The organism is Schaalia sp. HMT-172 (genome assembly GCF_030644365.1).
In the GTDB taxonomy this organism is placed as follows: Bacteria; Actinomycetota; Actinomycetes; order Actinomycetales; family Actinomycetaceae; genus Pauljensenia.
The window spans coordinates 2,119,347-2,141,074 of record NZ_CP130058.1; the positions used below are offsets into that span (position 1 = coordinate 2,119,347).

The window sequence follows — 21,728 nt, forward strand, 5'->3', positions numbered from 1 at the left end:
CGCGCTCGCGACACCGGGGCGCCAGTAGAGGAGGTGAACGACGACCCACTGACAATGGAGCCAGACGATCGCGGGCCACAGCGCTCGCGTCCGCACCCGGCCACCGGGTCATCAACGACCCACAATAATGTGACGGACCGCATATCATAGTGAACGCGCGGCGGCCCACAATCATGTATCTTATTCTGTTTGCCACCAACCAAGGAGGATAGCGTGCCACGGATTCGACGCCTAGGCATCGCGGCCGTCATGACGGCCGCGATAGCGCTCGGTGGCACGCCCGCGTTCGCGACCGAGGCGCTCACGCCAAGCGGATACGTCACTGATGTGGACGGCTTCCTCAGCGACGAAGAACGCACAACGATCGAGACTCGTGCAGAGTCCTTCTCCTCCAAGTATTCCACTGTTATCACCATCGTCATCGTCCCCACCTTTTCCGACCAGACACCATCCGAATGGTGCCAGGCCACCCTCACCAAGGTGCAGGACAACGACAATGTCCTTCTCTACGCCGTCGACTACGAGGAGGGAATAGACACATACTGCTTTGGCCAGGAGCTTACTCAGTGGATGCGCAACGATTCCATCGTCAAAAGGTACGTGGACAGCGCACTATCGGAAGCCCATCGGACATACACATCGACTCCGTTGACCTCCAAAGAGGCAGCGGCGGGCCCCAAGACCTTAATCAACAGTCTGCGCAGCTCCTTTGACACATACAAGCGCATTCGTTCCGAATACGACGCAAGCAGCCAGAACCTGAAGGATGAAGCCAGAAAGGAAGAAATCAAGAGCTTTTTTGCGTTCCTCATCGTGGGCTTACTTCTCGTCTTCGGCATTTTTTTTGGCCACTGGAAAAAGCTGCGGGAGCAAGAAGAACACGACGCAGAAATCGAATCCGCTGCATGGCGAATCCAACACCGCAGGGAAGAACGCGACGACAAGGCCGCTCAGCACGCTGCGGACAAGCTGGTCCAGCAGGCGAATGACCGACTGGCCGCAGCCGATCTGGAAGTGCGCGATGCCGTGAAGGAATGGGACTACGCCCGCGCACAGTTCGGCATCGCCGCGACTGAACAGTTCCGCAACCGGATTAAGGGAGCGAAGGAAGCCCTGTCTCGCGGGGACGCCCTCCAGCAGAAGTGCCGCATAACCTCGAACCCTGAGACTAGGAAGACCCTGGCGACCCAAATCATCAGTGATCTCGACACGCACATGGGTTTGTTGAGCGACGCGCAGGCCCCTTTCAGCACGAAGCGTTCCGAGCTCACCTCACTGCCGACCCGCCTGGCAGAGGCGCGTGAACGCCTGGCAGAAGAACTGGCGGCCGTGGAACGTTCCAGGGACGAGTTGGCGACAATCGCCGGAATCTACCCCGGCACGATACTAGCCTCGCTCGAAGACAACCCCGACAAGGCAGCATCTTTGCTCGCCTCGGCGCGCAGCGCCATTGAGTCTGCCCAGGCAATCATCGACACGGACACCGAGCTCGCCACCTCTGCTGTCGACACCGCCGAGCGTGCACTCCTCATGGCGCACCATGAGATGAACGCTATCTTCACGGCAAAATTAGACCTGGACAACATCGAGGAGCGGCTCGGCGCCGCTATCGCGTCCCTTTCCTCGGACATCGAGGAAGCCGACCTCCTGCAAACTGATCCGACACTACTTGCTCCTCTCATCACCGATGCCCGTGCGGCGATCACACGGGCTCAGGAAGCCCTTATCCACAACGACAATCCGCTCGACGCTCTCGAGCATGCTCGCGCCGTCGAGACCAAGCTGGACGCTACGCTTGACCCGCTTCGTACGGCCGAGCACCAATCCGGAGGAACACGCTCACCATAACGACGATTCCTCCACCACAGACGCCGGCTCAGTGACCGGTTTGGGCTCGCCGGAGCCCACCCACCGACCTGCGGGGCCCTGGCCTCGCGCTCAACCCGCGCACGAGCGCACATCACCACAAAGGAGAACATCATGGCTGAGAAGCAGACGATCCTGGGCCGTATCGCCCAGCTCGCGAAGGCCAACATCAACGCGATCCTCGACAAGGCCGAGGACCCGCAGAAGATGATCGACCAGCTGATCCGCGACTACACCAACTCCATCGTCGAGGCCGAGAACGCGATCGCCCAGACCCTGGGCAACCTGCGCATGGCCGAGAAGGACTACGAGGAGGACGTCAAGGCCGCAGCCGACTGGGGTCAGAAGGCCGCCGCCGCCTCCGCCAAGGCCGACTCCCTGCGCGCCGCCGGTGACGAGGCCGGAGCCACCAAGTGGGATGACCTGGCCAAGGTCGCCATCGGCAAGCAGATCCAGTTCGAGAACGAGGTCAAGACCGAGGAGCCCGCCCTTAAGGCTCAGCGTGAGGTCGCCGAGCGCCTGAAGAAGGGCCTGTCGCAGATGAAGGACAAGCTCTCCGAGCTCAAGTCCCGCCGCGACCAGCTCATCGCCCGCGAGAAGACCGCAAAGGCGCAGGCTCAGGTCACCGACGCCCTCTCCTCCATCAACATCCTGGATCCCACGAGCGAGCTCGGCCGCTTCGAGGATCGCGTGCGTCGCCAGGAGGCCCTGGCTCAGGGCAAGGTCGAGCTGGCCGCCTCCAGCCTCGACGCCCAGTTCGCGGAGCTCGAGACCGACTCCTCGCAGATCGAGATCGAGGCCCGCCTGGCTGCCCTCAAGGGCAAGTCGGCGGAGTGATCCGCGGCTAGCGTCGCACTCATAGAGCGGCCGGGCGGCCCCGCGAGGGGCCGCCCGGTTCGCATGTCACGAAGGCGTCGTTCGATCCCGCGGGCGCGGGTCGGCGCCTCACAGGAAGGACATCGGGTCGAAGTCGTCGATGTCGATGATGTGGAGCCTGGGCAGGCGCACCTGGAATGCGTGCACGTCGTATTCGAGGTCGATGATCTCCAGGCCGCGTTCCTCCAGCTCGTGGAGCTGGGAGGAGAGGAACTCCTTGAAGCACATGACCGCGACGCGGCGGCCCTGGTCCAGGAGCGTCTCGATCTGGGGCAGGAAGTCGGCGTCGTGGCTGGCCAGGATGACGTCGCCCGTGCCGATCTGCGCGATCGCGTCCATCGTGCGCTGCAGGCCGACGTCGACGACCTTCATGTCGGCGGGACCCGACAGGGGGATCACCGAGTAGTCCATCGCCGTCAGGGCCTGGACGAATCCCATGGGCAGGAAGCCCGAGGAGCCGTTGAGGAAGAACAGGCCCTTGGCGCGCTGGCCCCAGCGACCGTGCGCGCACTCCAGGACGCGATCCCATCGGGGGCGTTCCTCGGGGTTGGGGCGCCGATCCAGGACCGACAGGCCGAGCGTGGCGTCGATATTCTCACCGTCGACGACGAGGTATGTCGTTTGATTATTAGAGCTTTCCATGGGGTTAATTGTAGATGCTGCGGCGGGGGCCACTGTCGGCCTTGGGTCCTAGGACGGCACCGGCCGGCCCGCGAGCGCGACCGGCTCACACCCCACCGATGAAGTATGGTGCCTCGATGACGTCGTGGGCAAAGCGCTGCGCCTCTTCCGCGGCGCCGAGTGCCGGAGGCCCATCGAGGACGAGGGTGGCGAGGCCGTGCACGTAGGCCCACAGGGTGACCTCCGCGCGCGGGTCGTCAGTGCCGTACGCAAGCGCGGCTAGCGAGCGTAGCTGGGTGCGCGCAGCCAGGCTGGCCGCACGCAGGCCCGAGTGAGCGCCCGCGTCGTACATGTCTGATCGGAACATGATCCGGAAGACACCGGGGTTCGTCAGCGCGCAGGCGAGGTAGGCGTGTCCCGCGGCGCGCGTCACGTCCTGCGGCGCACGTCCCTCGCTCGTCTCCCTCGCCTCACGCAGCGCCCGTTCGAGGTCTCGGTATCCCTCCTCGACGAGGGCGACGAGGATGGCCTCGCGCCCCTGGAAGTAGTGGTACGGGGCTTGGTGGGTGCAGCCCGCGCGTCGTGCGACCTCGCGCATGGACAGGGATGATGGCCCGCCCTCGTTGAGCAGGTTGCGGCTGATGCGAAGGATCGTCTCGCGCAGGCCATCGGGGTTCGTATGGCGCGTCATGATCTCAGTGTAGCCGAGAAACAACCACGACTTGACAGTGTCTACCAACACATGTTCCCATAAGTAGACACTGTCTAGTTTTGGGAGTTCCCATGTATGACGCCATCATCATCGGCTCCGGCATCGGCTCACTGACCACTGCCGGACTGCTCGCACGCGCCGCCGGCGCACGCATCCTCATCCTCGAACAACACACCACCCCCGGCGGCCTCACCCACTCGTTCCGGCGACTGGGAGCCACCTGGGACGTCGGCGTGCACTACGTGGGAGACATGGAACCCGGCTCACGCCCACGACAACTCATGGACTACCTCACCGCAGGAGCCCTCACATGGAACCGCATGCCCGCAGGCTACGACCGCTTCTACCTGCCCGGCCACGGCCTCGACGTCACAATTCCCGCCGGCGCCGACGAGTATCAACGCCTCCTCACCTCACTGTTCCCCCACGAAAAGAAAGCCATTCGCCGCTACTGCAGGGACGTGAAGCGCGCCTATTCCTGGATGTCACTGCACTACGCCCGCGAGATGGTGCCCCCGCGCACGGCCCCCACCGTCCGCCTCGCCCAACGCGCGCTCGTAGGCCACGCGCTCGAACGGACGCAGCACTACATGGAACGCAGATTCCGCGACCCCGCACTTCGCTCCCTCCTGACCACTCATTGGGGCGACTACGGCGTCGAACCCGCGCGCAGCGCCTTCGTCGCCCACGCCATGATCGTCGGCCACTACATGAACGGCGCGTGGTTTCCCAGCGGCGGAAGCGCACAGATCGCGCGCATGATCGAGAAGGGAATCACGAGCGCCGGCGGACGCATCCGCCTCGGGCAAAACGTCGAAGAAATCCTCGTCGAGGACGGGGCCGCCGTCGGCGTGCGCGTCACCGACCATTCCGGTGCCGTGCCTCTCACCTACGAGGAGCGAGCGCCGATCATCATCTCCGGTATCGGCGCCCGCGAAACCTACCAGCACCTGCTCCCCACAACCGGGCCGACCGGAAGGCTGACCGCGCGCGTGCGAGAACAGGTCGCCGGCCTCGGCCACGGCGGCTCCGCCGTCACCGTCTACCTCACCCTCGACCACTACCCGGAGGGCGTGACCGGGGCGAACGTCTGGATCAACACGGACACGGGCCGCGCCGACCCGGCCCGTATGACCGCCGACCTCCTCGACGGGCACCCGCGCTCGGCGTTCATCTCCTTCCCCGCCATCAAGTCCGGGGAACCACACGCGACCGCGGAGATCATCTCTTTCGTCACGCCCGAGGCCTTCGAACGCTGGGAGGGAACGAGGCCGAAACACCGAGGCCGGGACTACGAGGCCCTCACGTCATCCATAGCACGCGCACTCATCGACCTCGCCGAGAGCGCCGTGCCCGGCCTGACAGACGCCGTCCGATACGTCGAGGTGGGCACGCCGCTCACCGTCGAACACTACACGTCCCACGCCCGCGGCTGTTTCTACGGGCTACCCCTCACGCCCGAACGCTTCGCCGCCGACCTCGCCTCTCCCTCGACCCCCATCGACGGCCTCTACCTGACCGGGCAGGACGCCGGAATGCCCGGTATCGTGGGCGCCGCCCTGGCCGGCATGTCCACGGCCTGCAAAGTACTCGGGCCCGCGGGATATCCCCGCATCATGCGCGCACTGCGCGATCAGGTCCCCACCCAGGATCACGCGAGCTCCTCCCACGACACGACGACTGAACGCACCGCCGGAGCGGCACGCCATCGGGCGACAGTACAACGCACTCGTTGGATGAGCCCCACCACCCGCGATATCACACTCGAGCTACCGGAATGCGCGACGTGGGAGGCAGGCCAGTACGCGCTCGTTCGGGTCGCCCCATTCGAATGGCGACCTTACTCGCTCGCATCAGCCCCTGGGCGCACCGTCAGGCTCCTCGTTGACGTGCGCACGAAGGGCATGGGCGCCTCCTGGGCGAGCACCACCGCACCCGGCGACGACGTCGACCTTGAGCTGCCCTACGGCCACTGGCTCGTCACGCCAGACCGGGACACGACCGACGCCGAGGCACCACACCGGCGCATTTTCATCGCAACAGGGACGGGCATCGCCCCATTCCTCACAGCGTTCGAGGCTGACAGGCGCGACGACGACATACTCATCGTCGGATGCTCACAGACGGAAGACGACCTGACAGGCCGAGTCGACACACCGCTGCCCCGGCTCATTCGATGCGTCAGCCGCGAGGCGGCGCCCGGCACGTTTCACGGGCGAATCACCGACTACCTGAACGCCGAGGGCATCGATCCCCAGGCCACGTACTACGTGTGCGGCTCCGCCCGCATAGTCCGCGACATTTCGCGCATCATCCAGGCCGGGGGCGCACGCGTTTCCTACGAGACGTTCTAACGCGCCGCTCCCACGCGCGGCGAGGCCGGGACCGCTTCACGCAGCCCCGGCCTCGTCACTGTCTATGGAGTGACAATCACAACACGTCGTCGTCGACCCAGTCGAGCGTACGCGTGACGGCCTTCTTCCACAGGCGGTAGGTGCGGTCGCGCTCGGCGGGCTCCATGGTGGGCGTCCAGCGCTTGCCTTCCTGCCAGTTGGCAACGACGTCGTCGGTGCTCTCCCAGTAGCCAACCGCCATGCCGGCCGCGTAGGCGGCACCCAGGGCGGTGGTCTCGATGACCTTCGGGCGAACGACGTCCACGCCGCACAGGTCGGCCTGGAACTGCATGACCAGGTCGTCGTGCGTCATGCCGCCGTCGACCTTGAGCTCCTTGAGCGGGACGCCGGAGTCGGCGTTCATCGCGTCGAGAACCTCGGCGCTCTGGAACGCGGTCGACTCCTCGACGGCGCGGGCGATGTGGCCCTTGTTGACGTAGCGGGTCAGGCCCACGATCGCGCCGCGCGCGTCCGCACGCCAGTAGGGGGCGAACAGGCCGGAGAAGGCGGGCACGAAGTAGACGCCGCCGTTGTCCTCGACCGTGCTGGCCAGCTTGCCGATGTCCGAGGACTTGACGATCATGCCGAGGTTGTCGCGCAGCCACTGGACCAGCGAACCGGCGACGGCAATCGAGCCCTCAAGGGCGTAGACGGCCGGCTGATCACCGATCTTGTAGGCCACGGTGGTAAGCAGGCCGTTGTCGGAGAAGACGGGCTCGGTGCCGGTGTTCATGAGCATGAAGCAGCCCGTACCGTAGGTGTTCTTCGCCATGCCCTTCTCGAAGCAGGCCTGGCCGAAGGTGGCGGCCTGCTGGTCGCCGAGGATGCCGGAGATCGGAGTGTCGACGAGGAGGCCGTTCTTGCGGCCGTAGCCGTAGATCTCGGACGAGGACTTGATCTCGGGGAGCATCGACATGGGAATACCGAAGATCTCGCAGACGTCCTCACGCCAGGAGAGCGTGCGAATATCCATGAGCATGGTGCGCGAGGCATTGGTGACGTCCGTGCAGTGCACGCCGCCGTTGATGCCGCCCGTCAGGTTCCACAGGACCCAGCAGTCGGTGTTACCGAAGAGCAGGTCGCCGGCCTCGGCGCGCTCGCGGGCACCCTCGACGTTGTCGAGGATCCACTTGATCTTGGAGCCGGAGAAGTAGGGGGACAGACCGAGGCCACAGATCTGGCGGAAGCGGTCCGGGCCCTCGTCGCCCTCGAGCTCCTTGACGATGTCGGAGGTACGCATGTCCTGCCAGACGATCGCGTTGTAGACGGGCTCGCCGGTGTTCTTGTCCCACACGACGGTGGTCTCACGCTGGTTGGTGATGCCGACGGCGGCGAGGCTGTGGCGGTTAATCTCCGCCTTCTGCAGGGCCTCGGCAACGACGGTGCGGGTGGTCTCCCAGATTTCGATGGGGTTGTGCTCCACCCAGCCCGGGTTCGGGAAGATCTGGGTGAACTCCTTCTGTCCGACGGAGACGATCTCGCCGGAGTGGTTGAAGATGATCGCACGGGTCGAGGTCGTGCCCTGATCGATGGCAAGAACGAACTTTTCGGTGGGGGTCATGAGTGTCCTTTCGGATGCGTTGTCACGTCGTTGTGTGTGCCGCGCCGGGCCACCTGCGCGGCTTGAGGGGCATCAGTGCCCCTGCGAACTTGTTATTCCCCAGCGCTGGGGATGGTGCGGGCGAGGCCGCGGCGGCCTCGCCCGCGCACTCACTCTCAGTGGAGAGCGAGGTAGTAGACAGCGGTACCGACGATAGCACCGATGATCGGGCCGACGACGGGAACCCAGGAGTAGCCCCAGTCGGAGCCACCCTTGCCCTTGATGGGCAGGATCGCGTGGGCGATACGCGGGGCGAGGTCACGGGCCGGGTTGATGGCGTAGCCGGTGGGGCCGCCCAGCGAGTTGCCGATGACGACGATGATGAGGGCGACGCCGAGGGGGCCGACCGCGGTCTCGGTGTAGCCGGAGACGTAGACCCACAGGATCAGGACGGCGGTGCCGATGGCCTCAGTGAGGCAGTTCCATCCGTAGGAGCGGATCTCGGGGCCGGTGGAGAAGACGCCGAGCTTGAGGGCAGGGTCGCAGTCCTCGTCGAAGTGCTTCTTGAAGGTGAGCCAGCACAGGACGGCGCCGACGAAGGCGCCGAGGAACTGGGCGACAATGTAGACCGCGACGTTGGTGCCGGTGACGGGGATGTCGCCCGCCAGGGTGACGCTGGGGTCGAACATGTGGCCGACGACCTTGGCGATCGTGACGGCGGGGTTCAGGTGGCCGCCGGTGCGGAACGCGACGTAGACGCCGGCGAAGACCGCGAGGCCCCATCCCCAGTTGATGAGCAGCCAGCCGCCACCCTTGCCCTTGGACTTGGGAAGCAGGTTCGTGGCGACGACGCCGCCACCGAGGAGCAGCAGGACAGCTGTGCCAAGGAACTCAGACATGAAAATCTGGCCCGTGGTAGGGACAGCCGCCTCTGCGGCTGCCGGAAGCAGTGTTGAGAGCATTTTTCCTATCTTTCTCCGGCGCGTCCTCACGCCGGGTCACCGGTGGGATACCACCGCTAACTGTGTGCCATCGAACAATATCAACGCGGACACTGTTGACGGGTCACCCCAAGTATTGCACTTGATGCACGTTAGCCCAAAACGAATGCACGTTCGTTCAGCATCGATAGTGTGACCCTGACCATCTGACGCAGATCAATCTAGCGGCAACGGGAGCCAAATGAATACTCAAAATCACACATCTGCACGCTTGTGCATGGCACACTAGAAAATGTGACAATACGTGACGAACAGGCGCACGAGGCAGCCTCGATGTACTACCTGCAGGGGCAGACGATGGAGACAATCGCCCGCCACCTGCAGGTATCGCGCTCTTCCGTGTCCCGACTCCTCGCCCACGCGCGCGAAGTCGGCCTGGTGCGCATCTCCGTCTCCGCCTCCCCGGGCACCAAGGGAACGCTCGCCGGGCAGATCGCCGACCTCTTTGGCGTCCAAGTCTCCGTCGTGCCCGTCCACGACGTCCACACCGAGGTCAACAGGCTCCACAACGTCGCCCTGGTCGCCGCCGAGCACCTCGTCGACATGCTCTTCCCCGGAGTCACCCTCGGCATCGCGTGGGGCAACACGACCGCCGAGGTCGCCCGCGCCATGCCCCACGTCACCTTCGCCGGCTCGACGGTCGTCCAGCTCAACGGCGCCGCGACCGCCACCGAGTCCGGCATGCCCTACGCCGAGGCCATCATCTCCTGCGCAGCCAAAGCCATCGGTGGGCGCATCGTCAACTTCCCCGTGCCCGCCTTCTTCGACTACGCCGACACCAAGCAGGCACTCTGGCGCGAACGCTCCGTCCAGTCCGTCCTCAACACGATCGACAGCGCCGACGTCGCCCTCTTCGGCGTCGGATCCATGTCCGCGCGCCTGCCCTCCCACGTCTACTCGGGCGGATTCCTCGAGCCAGACGAGATCGCCTCCGCACAAAACGACGGCGTCGTCGGCGACGTGTGCACCGTCCTCATCCGCGAAGACGGCTCGACGAACATGCACCTCAACGAGCGGGCCTCGGGCCCCAGCCCTTCAACGCTCAAGAGGATCCCGCGACGCCTGTGCGTCGTCTCCGGCACCTCCAAAGCCCTGCCACTACTGGGCGCCCTACGCGCCGGAGTCGCCACCGACCTCGTCCTCGACGACGGCGCCGCACACGAGCTCCTCGACCTCGTCCACACGCGCGCCCTGCACCCCCGGCCACGCGCCTAAGGATCGTCCCGCGCGCATTAGCGCCCGCCCCCGCCAAGGCGCGCCCGACAACGCGACGGGCCCCGGCCTCGTCCACAAAAGAACGAGGCCGAGGCCCACTCTCAGCTCAGGTCAGCCCAGGCGCTTGACCAGCGGGAACGGAATCGTCTCGCGGATGCCCTGGCCGGTCAGGACCATGAGCAGGCGGTCGATGCCCATGCCCATGCCGCCGCACGGCGGGAAGCCCTGCTCCATGGCGACGAGGAAGTCCTCGTCCATGACCATGGCCTCGGGGTCGCCGTTGGCAGCCGCGAGGGCCTGCGCCTCGAAGCGCTCGCGCTGGACGACCGGGTCGGCCAGCTCGGAGTAGGCGGTGCCCGTCTCGAAGCCGCGCACGTACAGGTCCCACTTTTCCGTCAGGCCGGGGCGCGAGCGGTGGTAGCGGGTCAGCGGGGAGGTGTCCTCCGGGAAGTCGTAGACGAAGGTCGGCGCCCACAGCTTGGACGCGACGAGCTCCTCGAAGATGTCTTCGACGATCTTGCCGGACACGGCGTAGTCGTCGACCTCCAAGCCGATACGCTCCGCGTACTTGACGAGGGTCTCGCGCGGCGTCTCCACCGTGACCTCCTCGCCGAGGGCCTCGGAGGTCGAGCCGTACAGGTCGATGCGATCCCACTGCCCCGACAGGTCGTACTCGGTGCCGTCGGCCAGCCGCACGATTTCCTCACCCTCGGACAGGTCGAAGGCGTCGCGCGCGGCCTGCTGGATGAGGTCACGCGTCAGCTCAGCCATGCCGTTGTAGTCCGAGTAGGCCTCGTAGGCCTCCAGGGACGTGAACTCGGGGCTATGCGAGGAATCCATGCCCTCGTTGCGGAAGTTACGGTTCATCTCGAAGACGCGATCCACGCCGCCAACGACCGCGCGCTTGAGGTAGATCTCCGTCGCGATGCGCAAGTACAGATCGGTGTCGAGCGCGTTCATGTGCGTGACGAATGGACGCGCGGCAGCGCCACCGTGGATCATCTGCAGCATCGGCGTCTCGAGCTCGATGTAGTCGCGGCGGAAGAAGTTCTCGCGGATCGAGCGGTTGACGGCCGCGCGGATGCGGACCATGTCGCGCGCGGCGGGGCGCGTGATGAGGTCGAGCTCGCGGCGGCGGATACGCTGGTCCTCGGACAGGGTGATCTCTTCGCCGTCCTCGGTGGTCCAGGTCTTGGGCAGGGGGCGCAGCGCCTTGGAGGCGATGGCCCAGGAGGCGTCGGGGGCGGGCAGCGCGGTGGGCGCGGCGTCGTAGGCGGCCTGAGCCTCGGGGGTGACCTCGGCGGGGGTCGCGAAGATCGACAGCTCGCCGCGGCGCGAGGAGATGACACGGCCGTGGACGAAGAGGTGATCGCCCAGGTCGACGTCGTTCTTGTAGGCTGCCAGGGACTCGGCGCCGACGGAGGCGGCGGAGAGCATGACCTGGATCTTGTTGCCCTCACCATCCATGAGGGTCGCGAAGCAGAGCTTGCCGCCGTTGCGCGCGAGGATGACGCGGCCCGCCAGGCCCACGTAGTCCTCGGTCTCTTCTCCGGCCTCGAGGTGGGCGTACTTCTCACGCACCGCCTTGATGGTGGTCGTGATCGGCAGGCGCACGGGGTAGGCGGGAATGCCGGCCTCCATGAGGCGCGCGCGCTTGGCCGCGCGAACCTTGACCTGCTCGGGGGTGTCGTCTGCGGGTGCTTGCGTGGGCGTAGAAGAATCGGTCATGCGCCTATCGTACCGGGATTTGGCCCCGCGACGAGGCAGGGGTCCGGTTGGGCTCCTCACGAAGCGTCCGGGCCACTTCCTTCTCGTACTGCGATTGAGACTCTCCGGCGCGCGTTCATTAGGCGGTGAGAGCGGCCAGTGGGAACGTGGTAACCCCGCCCTCGAGCGTCATCGTTGGACCATCTGCCGTCACGACAGCGGCGAAGGAAGGCGCTCCCATACGCTCATTGTCAACCACCTCAAGGAATCGCATCAGACTCTTGGCTCCAGCAGGTATTGCGGGCTGTCCGAGCTTGACCTCAATCGCTCCCCATCGACCGTCAGGCAGCTCGACAATCACATCGACCTCGCGTCCCGCCTTATCTCGATAGTGCATAACCTGCCCCCCAAGCTCCTGCATGTAGCTGCGCATATGCTGGACGACCATAGATTCAAACCAGAATCCCGCCGTGTTCAAGTCGGCGAGCAGCTTACGCGAGGATGCTCCCAAGGCCGCAGCAGCCAGTGCCGGATCAACAAAGTGAACCTTAGAGGCGGAGCGAATAGCAGTCTTCGAACGTATCTGTGGAGACCATGCATATTGTTCCTCGACAAGGAAAATACGTTCCAACGAACCGATGTACCCGCTAACGGTACGCGGCTGAATACCACCCACGCCTCGCATATCCGCCGCGATCGTTGTCAGCTTCAGCTCGGACGACAGGTTGCGCGCCAGCGAGCGCAGCAAGGCTGTCACTGTTCGTGGGTTACGGCGAGGTTCATCATCCAGACGCGCAATGTCACTGACAGCAACATCCTCAAGGTACGCGCGCAGATTACGCTGGGCATCCTTCTCTACCAAATCAAGGTCTGCGGGCCACCCTCCATGCACAAGGGCAGAGAGCATTGTGGGAACATCCATCGGCGAGGTGAGAGCAGGGGTTGGCAGATCACCGTCAAAGAGTCCCTCGAGCGAGACGGTTCCAACTCCTAGCCCACGCTCTTCGAGAGTCATAGGGCGCATCCGCAGACGCACGAATCTATGTGCACCAGAGTGTCGCATCGCATCCTGAGCGGGAACCGATGACCCGGTGAAGATGAACTGCCCCTTCGTACCACGCCGATCGATCTCATGCCTGGCCGTATTCCATAGCTCGGGCGCCAGCTGCCACTCATCAACGAGGCGCGGAGTCTCGCCCTCGAGCAGCAAACGCGGGTCCACCTGGAGCGCAGCTGCAACACTAGGCGAGCCACCATCGAGGATCACGACCGATGCGGCGTGGTGGCGCCCCGTCTGTGTCTTGCCGGACGCGCGGACACCATCGATCAGCACACCACCCGAGGTTCGCAATGCAGATTCGACGCTGCGATCAAGAATGCGCGGACGGTACATTTTCCCTCTCTTTCAAGTAAAAAGTAGCACATTTAGCTAATGTAGCGCATGTTTTGGACGACAATTAGCGCATGTTTTGGACGCATTTCAGCGCGCGTTTCGGACGGAAAATTGCACCCGTTACGCCTGCCTCGGCTCTGGCGTCACCTCTTCACGGCAGCTGGACCCCACTGGTGGCAACGCAGGCAGGGCACCCACACTGCCACCACGGGGTTAACGCGCGCATGAAAGGGCCCGAGATACGCGAAGCGCCCACTGTCACCAGTGGGTGCTTCCCCGTGCTGTCACGCGTTGCTTAAACGCCGGAGCTCTTCAAGCCGAGCTCGCGGGCACGCGCGGAGTCCTCTGGCACGGAGCCCGCGTGGTTGCCGGCGCTGACGATGCGGTTGGAGCCATCGACGAAAACGACGGACGGCTTGACCTGACGCACGAGGGACTCGGGCACCTGGGCATAGGCCATGATGATAACCAGGTCGCCGACACTCACCTTGTGGGCGGCGGCGCCGTTGAGCTGGATCGTGCCGCTGCCTCGCTCGCCGGCGATCGTGTAGGTCGAGAGGCGCTCGCCGTTGTTGACGTCGACGATGTCGACCTTCTGGCCGGGGACGATATTCGCGGCATCCAGCAGATCCTCGTCCACGGTGATCGAACCGACGTAGTGCAGGTCGGCGCCGGTGACGACGCCGCGGTGGATCTTGCCGATCGCCATCTCGCGCATCATTTCCATCATGCGAGCTCCCCCGAGCGCTCGGCGAAACGGCCGGCGGGACCGGAGGTGTCGCGCAGCGGCACCTCCATGTTGTCGATGAGGCGGGTCGTGCCCACCTTGGCGGCGACGAGGAGGCGCCCCTCGCGCGAGCCGTCGGACAGGATGGTGGGCGCGGCTGCGCCCTCGCCGACGGGCACAGACTCGGTGCCGGCGAGGATCTCGAAGGTCCCAGCGTCCACGAGAGCAATGTAGTCCAGGTCGATGCCGCCCTCGGCGTCGATGACCGCTCGGCACTGCGCCACGATGTCCGCGGGAGCGGCCCCGGCCTCGGCGACCTCGGCGCCGCGGCGAAGCGCGCGCGAGAGGGCACGGGCGCGGATGCGCTCGTCGTCGCTCAGGTACTGGTTGCGGCTGGACAGAGCGACGCCGTCCTCGGCGCGCACGATCGGCACGGCGTGGACGCGCACGGGGATGTCGAGCTGGGTAAAGACGGTGCGCAGGACGGCCAGCTGCTGGGCGTCCTTCTGGCCGTACAGGGCCACGTCGGGGCGCACGAGGTTGACGACCTTGGTGCACACGAGGGCGACGCCCGCGAAGTGCGTGGGGCGCGTCTTGCCCTCGAGGACGCGCGCGATGGGACCCGGGTCGATGGTGACGGTCGCGGGCGTGGGGTACACATCCTGGGGCGCGGGCGCCCACACGAGGTCCGCGCCGACCGTCTCGAGGGCATCCATGTCCGCATCCAGGGTGCGCGGGTATGCGTCGTAGTCCTCGCCGGGCGCGAATTGCGTGGGGTTGACGAAGATTGTGACGATCACGTGGTCGGCGAGCTGCCGGGCTTCGCGCACGAGCTGCAGGTGCCCGTTGTGCAGGGCGCCCATGGTCATGACGAGCGCCTTCGTGCCGGGCAGCTTCGCCAGCGCCTCGGCCAGCTGGGCGCGCGTGTGGGTCAGGATGGGACGGTGGGTCATGTTTCTATTCTTGCAAATGTTGATCCCCGGGCGCGAAAGAGAGTCGCTATCCTCACGCCTCGCTCTGTGGGGGACGAGGTCTGGGCGCGGCCGGCGGATGCCCGGGGTCAGGCGCCGGGGTCGAGGAGGGCGGCCTCGACGGCGGTCGCGGCTCGCTCGTCGAGGAGCCGGGCCTCGCGCAGGAGCCGTGTGAGGGCGCGTGTCATGTCCGCGTAGGTGTCGCGCTCCCCCGCGAGTTCCTCGCGCGAGCCGAGGCAGCGGGCGTGGGCCGCGATGGTGCCCGCGTCCCCGCGGGCGGCGGGTCCGGAGATGCCCGCGACGCCCTCGGTGAGAGCCCGGTCGAGGGCGGCCTCAAGGAGGGGGCGCACGTACAGGGCGGGGTTGTCGATGCCGGCCGCGGCGAGGATGCGCGTCGTCTGGACGGTGATGCCGGCGATGAAGTTGGCGCCGTGGGCGAGGCCCGCGTGGTAAAGGGGGCGGTCGTCCTCGGCGACGACGACGGGTTCGCCACCCATTTCGACGACGAGAGCCTGGGCGATCGGCAGGAAGGGCACCGCCGCCGTCACCGCGAAGGGGGTACCCACGAGGCGTGCCACGTCGACGCTGGTCCCCGTGAAGGTCATCGCCGGGTGGATCGCCAGAGGGATCGCTCCGGCGGCCGAGGCCGGTGCCAGCAGCCCGACGCCCGAGGCACCCGACAGGTGGATGACGATGTGGCCACTCTGCCAGGCGCCGAGGTCGGCGAGGCCGGATGCGAGGGGGCCGATCTGGTCGTCGGGCACGGCCAGGATGACGACCTCGGAGCGTCGGGCAACCTCCTCGGGGGACGCCAGGGGCACCCCGGGCAGCATCGCGTCGGCCCGCTCGCGCGAGGCATCCGACGAGGCGGAGACGGCGACGATCTGGTGCCCGACGGCGCGCAGGGCGGAGCCGATGACGGGGCCGACGTGGCCCATGCCGATGATGCCGATACCGAGGCGTCCGGGGGTGCTCATGGTGTCATTGTCGCCGATCCGCGCCTCACTCGCCGCGCGCCGTCGCGCGCGAGGTCGCCTCGACGACCTCGGTGACGCGCGAGAGCCAGCGTTCGGGGGCCTCGGCCTCGCGGCGCACCTTCGAGGCCTCGGACAGGTCGGCCCACAGCTCCAGGGAACGGCCCGCCTCGACGTGCTCGGCCATCGACGCGACCGGGCCGGGGACCAGCTCCGCGCGCACCGAGGCGACGCTTCGCCACCGCTGGATGGGCCCCTGACGCACGGACACCGACTGGATGCGCGTGAGCGGGATGATGGAGAATCGCAGGTTAAAGAACCCGTCACGGATCGCGAATACAGCATCGGTCAGGGCGAAGGCGCGGCGCTTGTACACCAGAGGATCCAGGATCCTCGCGCTGCGCGGGATCGGTGTCATCCAGCGGTCCTCGCCCGTGCCCGCGCGAAGGGACTCGATGAAGCCCTCGGGATCGTCCACCCCGAGGTCGGGGATCGCGATCGCGATGGCGCGCAGGAGATCGGCTCGGTGACCCACGGGCAAGAGCACGTCGGATGCGACGTCCACGGCCATGCCCTTATTCTTCTCATCCTTGGTGGTCGAGGCGTTACCCGCCTGCGTGATTTCCACGCGGTACCAGCCGAAAATACGCCAGATCAGCGGCTGAGTGACCTGGAGGGCGTGAATGCGCCCCGGAGGAATCGTCACCTGGCGGCGGGCCGTCAGGCCCCGGCTGATGCGCACGCCGTCGGCCGCGATGGACGCCGTGAAACCGAACTCTCGATCGAAACGCGCCCAGACGCCCGCCAAGAGGCTGAACGCGCCCAACAGGATGCCCAGGAAGCTCATCCGCGAGGTGACGCCGACGACCCCGACCAGGAAGCCGTTAAGGCCGAGGAGGAAGACACCGAAGAACAGGGCCACGGCGTTGTCAAAGGTCGCCAGCATGGAGGCCAAGAGTTTCACGAAGCCGACCTTGAAAACCGGACGCTCCGGGGCTTCCAGCGGGGACGCACCACTGCGGTACCCCACGGTCGCGGCCACGGAGTCGGCGCGAGGATCCACGGCCTCGTCGATCGCGCCCGAGGCAAGGGCGAGCAGGAGCGAACGCAACTCTTCGAGGCGGCGGCTCGCGAGCAGGCCCAGCTTGATGCTCGAATCCGCACCGCCGGCGACCTCAATGTCGAGGTACCCCAGGCCGACGATGCGACCGAGGAGCGAGTGGGAGACGTTCACCGTCTGGATGCGCGACAGGCGCGCGTGGCGCTGGGTGCGCTTGAGGATACCGGCGCGATACCACACGGCGGTCGAGGTCACCGCATAGCGCGTCATCTTCCACGACAGGTAGCAGTAGACGACGGAGAGAGCCAGGACCGCCACGACGACAGCAGTGAGGCCCAGCAGGACACGGACGCTCCCGAACAGGGCGGGATCCTCGCCCGACAGCCACGCCGCAATGACCGACGCGTTCGCCAGGATCACACCGCCGATGATGCCCGTCACCGATCCCACGACGCGGGGAAGGTAGGTCAGCGGGTGAAGCGGCTTCCATTCCTCGGGGGCGACCCCGTCAGCGGACAGGTCCTTACTCATAGGCCCATCAGCTCCGCAGAACCACGCTCGGCCAGAACGTCGCGCAAGCCCACCGCGTCGGCAACCGGCACGCCGCTAAGACTCGCGTCGGTCTTCGCGCTCGCGGTCGAGAGCTTGATCGTGGCGATACCCATGAAGCGCAGGACGGGCCCCTGCTTGATGTCGACGTACTGGATGCGGCCGTAGGGGACCAGGGTGAGGGAGCGGTTGATGACGCCACGGCGGATCACGAAATCCGTCTCCGCCAGGGCGTAGCGCAGGGCTCGCACCTGGGCGGGGATCAGCCACAGGCAGAGCAGGGCGATGAGGGCTGGGACGAGCATGAGCCACCACAGTGCGGGGATGCCGACGATGAGGACGAGGGCCGAGATCGCACCACACAGGGCGCCGCACAGGGCGAAGGCGTTGCCGAGGCGCAGGGCGGCGAGCCTGGGGGACACGTGCTGGAATTCGATGCCTGCGGGAGACAGGACATCCGTTGTGTTTCGAGGGGACATGTTTCAATTCTTACATAATAATTCCGCGCGCTTTCTTGTTGATCGGATGAGGGCGCCCGATTCGCGCGAGGGACAGACGCCGACATCATCGCGCGATTCACACCGACCTCCCAGGAAACATTCAGACTCATGGGCGACACTGACACCATGAGCACCACCGGAACAGAGGCGAAACTGCTCGTCGTCGACGACGAGCCCAACATCCGCGACCTCCTCGCCTCCTCTCTGCGCTTCGCCGGCTTCGACGTCGTCACCGCCGAGGACGGAAGCGGCGCATTTCACGAAGCCCAGGCCTCGCGCCCCGACCTGATCGTCCTCGACGTCATGCTCCCCGATATGGACGGCTTCACCGTCACGCGCCGCCTGCGCGACGCCGGCATCACCACCCCCGTCCTCTTCCTCACCGCGCGCGACGACATGCGCGACAAGATCCAGGGCCTCACCGTCGGCGGCGACGACTACGTCACCAAACCCTTCGGCCTCGAAGAGGTCGTCGCGCGCATCCGCGCCATCCTGCGCCGCACGATGGGCGCCGAGGAGGATGACGCCTTCCTGCGCGTCGGAGACCTGGTCATCGACGAAGACGCACACGAAGTCACGCGCGCAGGCGTCCCCATCGACCTGTCCCCCACCGAGTTCAAGCTCCTGCGCTACCTCGTCATCAACGCCGGGCGCGTCGTGTCCAAGATGCAGATCCTCGACCACGTGTGGGAATACGACTGGGACGGCGAGGTCGCCATCGTCGAGTCCTACATCTCCTACCTGCGCCGCAAGCTCGCGGTCGAGGGCGCGTCCGGGGAGCTCATCCACACCAAGCGAGGCGTGGGCTACATCCTGCGTGCCGAGGAGTAACGTGCACCCCAGCCTGGCTCAACGCGTCGAGGCCTGGTGGGACGCCAAACCCCTGTCCTCGCAGCTCGTCACGCTCATCACCTTCCTGCTCGCCGTCGGCCTCTCGCTGTCCGGCACGGTCATGATCGGCCTCCTCCAGCGCCACCTGACCTCGCAGATCGACGACCAGCTGATCGCCACCGCGCACACACTCCAGATCTCCGCCTCCACCGCGACCTTCTCCGCCGACGGCCAGGGCGCCATCCCCACCCTCTATTACATTCAGATCCGTGACACCAGCGGAAACGACCGCTACTTCTACTCCGAGGACACGCTCAAGGCCTCGGGCACACCCAACCTGCCCGAGCTCGTCGACACCTCCTCCGCTCCCATCTCATCGTTCCGCACGCTGCCCATCACCGTCTCCTCCTCGAAGATGGGCCTCGGATGGCGCGCCCTCGTCGTCCCCGTCTATGACCAGGACTCCGGCTTCTTCTCCGGGTACATGACGATCGCCCTGCCCCTATCCGACGTCCAGCACACCCTGCGCACCACGGCCTCGTACTTCGCGGTCGCCGGCTCAATCATCGTCCTCGTCGGTGGATGGGCGGGCCGCATCCTCGTGCGCCGCGCCCTCCTGCCGCTGCGCTCCATCGAATCCACCGCCGGCAAGATCGCCGCCGGAGACCTCACCAAGCGCGTCACCCCCCACCCGCCGACCACCGAGGTCGGCTCCCTGGCCCTCTCCCTCAACTCGATGCTCACCCAGGTCGAACAGTCCTTCGAGGCCCGCCAGACCTCGGAGCGCAAAATCAAGCGCTTCGTCTCCGACGCCTCCCACGAGCTGCGCACCCCCCTGGCGGCTATCTCCGGATACTGCGAGCTCTACTCCATGGGCGGCGTGCCCGCCGAACGCATCGACGAGGTCATGGGCCGCATCGGCTCCGAGTCGGCGCGTATGGCCAACCTCGTCGAGGACCTCCTCACCCTCGCCCGCCTCGACGAGGGCCGCCCCCTCGACATCACCGACATCGACCTGGTCAAACTCGCCGACAACGCCGTCTTCGACCTGCAGGCCCTCGACCCCACGCGCACCGTCGGGCTCATCGGCATCAACGGGCGCACGCCCCCGATGACCCTCATCGTCCCCGGCGACCGCGACCGTCTCTCCCAGGTCTTCACCAACCTGATCGGCAACATCGTGCGCTACACCCCCCAGGGTTCCCCCGTCGAGATCGCGCTCGGACGCAGCGGCGACACCGCCATCATCGAACTGCGCGACCACGGTCCCGGCATCGACGAAACCGACCGCGGCCGCGTCTTCGAGCGCTTCTACCGGGCCGACTCGTCACGCAATCGCAAGTCCGGCGGCTCCGGCCTGGGCCTGGCCATCGTCTCCGGCATCCTCGCGGCGCACCGCGGCAACGCCTCGCTCACCAAAACGAAGGGGGGCGGGTTGACCGTGCGCATCGAGCTCCCGACAGCGTGAAAGACGTAACGAAGAGGCCCGCACATGGGTATTTTTCCCTGTATTTCAAACATTTCGGGCCGGACAGTTCCCAGCAAACCATAGGAACTTTCCCCGATTTTTGACCAAAGGATGTGACCTCGGGGAAAAAGCGCACTAGCATGGCTGAGTATCCCTCAACAAGGAGAGTGGCCCATGGGTGCACAAGCACCTCAGTGGCTGCTGGCGTCGTTCGTCGACGCCATGCAGCAGATCGGCGCAACCGCGACCGACACAGACCTCGAACATGAGGGCGCGGACCTCATGCAGCGGTGGAGCGCGCCCAACCGACACTTGCACAACCTGCGTCGTCTCATGAACACGCTGACCTACATCGACGAGATCGCCTCCTCCGCGCACGACCCCGACATCCTGCGCGTCGCCGCCTGGTACCACGGCGCGTTCCTCAACAAGGCTCTCGAGATTAAGCTCGGCGGCTTCCAGGCGAACTTCGCGGCCACCCGCTGCATCGACCACGCGCATAACCGCCTCACCAACCTCGGCGTTCCCGAAGAGGTCGTCGCCCGCATCGATGAGCTCATCGCCTTCCTGACGCGCCACCGCGCCCCGCGCACCGACTTCGACGCGCAGGTGCTCGTCGACGCCGACCTGGCGTGCCTGTCGTGCAGCCCGCAGGATTACAAGAAGCTGCGGTACTCACTGCGCGCCGAGCTCAGCGAGCTCGACGACCTGCAGTTCACCAAGGCCCGGATGGCACTCGTCAAGAAGCTGCTCAGCTACGAGACGATCTACCAGTCCCCGCTCGGCTCCGCCTGGGAGGACACCGCCCGCGCGAACCTCGAGGTCGAACTGACGCGCTTGGAGCGAGACAAGATCAAGCTGTGCGAGGCCACCCACACCGAGGACACGGACGACGCCGACGATGCGGACGACGCCGACGAGGTCGTAGAGGACTCCACTACCACGACCGGCACCCTGATCATCAAGCGCCGTTCGATCAAGAAGCGCGTACCCGTCGCAACCCCCGACAACGAAGCCACGTCGTCCGGCGTCCTTCCCCGCAAGATCGAGGAGCCCAGCGGTTCCGACGAGCACGAGGAGGCCACCTCCTCCCTCGAGTCCGCGGTCGAGTCGCTCGACCTGCCCAACGCCGACTGAGCCCATTTCACGCGCCACACGGCCCGGCGCGCCACACGGCGCGCCGGGCCGTGCATATCCACAGGGAGCCGCCCGCCCGATCGCTGTCCGCGCCCCAAGCCTCGCTCGGTGCGACCTCTCGAAACCACGCCGCCGCGGGCACCGTGCCCCTCCACGGGCACCGCGCCCCTCCACGCGGGCTATCCAC

18 protein-coding genes are annotated in these 21,728 nt (G+C 66.1%); 7 read left to right on the plus strand and 11 right to left on the minus strand.

The window, feature by feature from the left end; translation table 11 throughout:
• Positions 1 to 213 precede the first annotated feature (213 nt).
• Together QU663_RS08865 and QU663_RS08870 are read left to right on the plus strand one after the other, a co-directional pair.
• Entirely contained in the window at positions 214 to 1,848 is a 1,635-nt protein-coding gene (locus tag QU663_RS08865; RefSeq protein ID WP_051267721.1) for a TPM domain-containing protein, read from the plus strand.
• A 132-nt stretch (positions 1,849 to 1,980) separates the two neighbouring features.
• Positions 1,981 to 2,703 carry a PspA/IM30 family protein gene (locus tag QU663_RS08870; protein WP_021610810.1) on the plus strand — a complete coding sequence of 241 codons (723 nt, stop codon included), beginning with the start codon at positions 1,981 to 1,983 and terminating at the stop codon, positions 2,701 to 2,703.
• 108 nt (positions 2,704 to 2,811) lie between these two features.
• Here the strand turns inward: QU663_RS08870 and QU663_RS08875 are convergent, their stop codons facing one another.
• Both QU663_RS08875 and QU663_RS08880 read right to left on the minus strand, forming a co-directional pair.
• Positions 2,812 to 3,384 carry an NYN domain-containing protein gene (locus QU663_RS08875; RefSeq protein ID WP_021610811.1) on the minus strand — a complete coding sequence of 191 codons (573 nt, stop codon included), beginning with the start codon at positions 3,382 to 3,384 and terminating at the stop codon, positions 2,812 to 2,814.
• 85 nt (positions 3,385 to 3,469) lie between these two features.
• Positions 3,470 to 4,054 (minus strand): TetR/AcrR family transcriptional regulator, encoded by a 585-nt coding sequence (locus QU663_RS08880; protein WP_034480192.1) that lies wholly within the window; start codon positions 4,052 to 4,054, stop codon positions 3,470 to 3,472.
• A gap of 92 nt (positions 4,055 to 4,146) precedes the next feature.
• Here QU663_RS08880 and QU663_RS08885 point away from each other — a divergent pair, with 92 nt between their 5' ends.
• Complete coding sequence (locus QU663_RS08885; RefSeq protein WP_021610813.1) at positions 4,147 to 6,429, plus strand: FAD-dependent oxidoreductase; 2,283 nt, start codon at positions 4,147 to 4,149, stop codon at positions 6,427 to 6,429.
• Positions 6,430 to 6,505: 76 nt separating this feature from the next.
• Here the strand turns inward: QU663_RS08885 and glpK are convergent, their stop codons facing one another.
• Positions 6,506 to 8,029, minus strand: coding sequence for a glycerol kinase GlpK (glpK, locus tag QU663_RS08890; RefSeq protein WP_021610814.1), 1,524 nt, complete (start codon positions 8,027 to 8,029; stop codon positions 6,506 to 6,508).
• A 155-nt stretch (positions 8,030 to 8,184) separates the two neighbouring features.
• Positions 8,185 to 8,970, minus strand: coding sequence for an MIP/aquaporin family protein (locus tag QU663_RS08895; protein WP_021610815.1), 786 nt, complete (start codon positions 8,968 to 8,970; stop codon positions 8,185 to 8,187).
• Between the two features lie 312 nt (positions 8,971 to 9,282).
• Between QU663_RS08895 and QU663_RS08900 the strand changes: the two genes are divergently transcribed.
• Positions 9,283 to 10,224, plus strand: a complete 942-nt coding sequence (locus QU663_RS08900; RefSeq protein WP_021610816.1) for a sugar-binding transcriptional regulator — start codon at positions 9,283 to 9,285, stop codon at positions 10,222 to 10,224.
• A 111-nt stretch (positions 10,225 to 10,335) separates the two neighbouring features.
• On the opposite strand, the gene QU663_RS08905 is transcribed toward QU663_RS08900, so the two are convergent.
• The 7 genes from QU663_RS08905 to QU663_RS08935 form a co-directional block, all read right to left on the minus strand.
• The gene (locus tag QU663_RS08905; RefSeq protein ID WP_021610817.1) at positions 10,336 to 11,952 is read right to left on the minus strand and encodes a lysine--tRNA ligase; all 1,617 of its coding nucleotides are present in this window, start codon (positions 11,950 to 11,952) and stop codon (positions 10,336 to 10,338) included.
• Between the two features lie 118 nt (positions 11,953 to 12,070).
• Complete coding sequence (locus QU663_RS08910) at positions 12,071 to 13,324, minus strand: ATP-binding protein (RefSeq protein ID WP_034480196.1); 1,254 nt, start codon at positions 13,322 to 13,324, stop codon at positions 12,071 to 12,073.
• Between the two features lie 295 nt (positions 13,325 to 13,619).
• Entirely contained in the window at positions 13,620 to 14,054 is a 435-nt protein-coding gene (gene panD / locus QU663_RS08915) for an aspartate 1-decarboxylase (protein ID WP_021610820.1), read from the minus strand.
• On the minus strand, positions 14,051 to 15,004 hold the full coding sequence (gene panC, locus QU663_RS08920) for a pantoate--beta-alanine ligase (RefSeq protein WP_021610821.1): 954 nt from the start codon (positions 15,002 to 15,004) through the stop codon (positions 14,051 to 14,053). The genes panD and panC overlap by 4 nt, the downstream gene beginning before the upstream one ends.
• Positions 15,005 to 15,111: 107 nt before the next feature.
• On the minus strand, positions 15,112 to 15,999 hold the full coding sequence (locus tag QU663_RS08925; protein ID WP_304990556.1) for a Rossmann-like and DUF2520 domain-containing protein: 888 nt from the start codon (positions 15,997 to 15,999) through the stop codon (positions 15,112 to 15,114).
• 25 nt (positions 16,000 to 16,024) lie between these two features.
• Positions 16,025 to 17,587, minus strand: coding sequence for a PH domain-containing protein (locus QU663_RS08930; RefSeq protein ID WP_021612746.1), 1,563 nt, complete (start codon positions 17,585 to 17,587; stop codon positions 16,025 to 16,027).
• On the minus strand, positions 17,584 to 18,084 hold the full coding sequence (locus tag QU663_RS08935; RefSeq protein WP_021612747.1) for a PH domain-containing protein: 501 nt from the start codon (positions 18,082 to 18,084) through the stop codon (positions 17,584 to 17,586). Before QU663_RS08935 ends, QU663_RS08930 begins: the two co-directional genes overlap by 4 nt.
• Positions 18,085 to 18,213: 129 nt before the next feature.
• Between QU663_RS08935 and QU663_RS08940 the strand changes: the two genes are divergently transcribed.
• The 3 genes from QU663_RS08940 to QU663_RS08950 all read left to right on the plus strand — a co-directional run bounded on the left by QU663_RS08940 (position 18,214) and on the right by QU663_RS08950 (position 21,541).
• Positions 18,214 to 18,936: a response regulator transcription factor gene (locus QU663_RS08940; protein WP_009055118.1), complete on the plus strand. Its 723-nt coding sequence runs from the start codon at positions 18,214 to 18,216 to the stop codon at positions 18,934 to 18,936.
• A gap of 1 nt (position 18,937) precedes the next feature.
• Positions 18,938 to 20,404 carry a HAMP domain-containing sensor histidine kinase gene (locus QU663_RS08945; protein ID WP_021612749.1) on the plus strand — a complete coding sequence of 489 codons (1,467 nt, stop codon included), beginning with the start codon at positions 18,938 to 18,940 and terminating at the stop codon, positions 20,402 to 20,404.
• A gap of 174 nt (positions 20,405 to 20,578) precedes the next feature.
• On the plus strand, positions 20,579 to 21,541 hold the full coding sequence (locus QU663_RS08950) for a hypothetical protein (protein WP_021612750.1): 963 nt from the start codon (positions 20,579 to 20,581) through the stop codon (positions 21,539 to 21,541).
• The last annotated feature ends 187 nt before the right edge of the window (positions 21,542 to 21,728 follow it).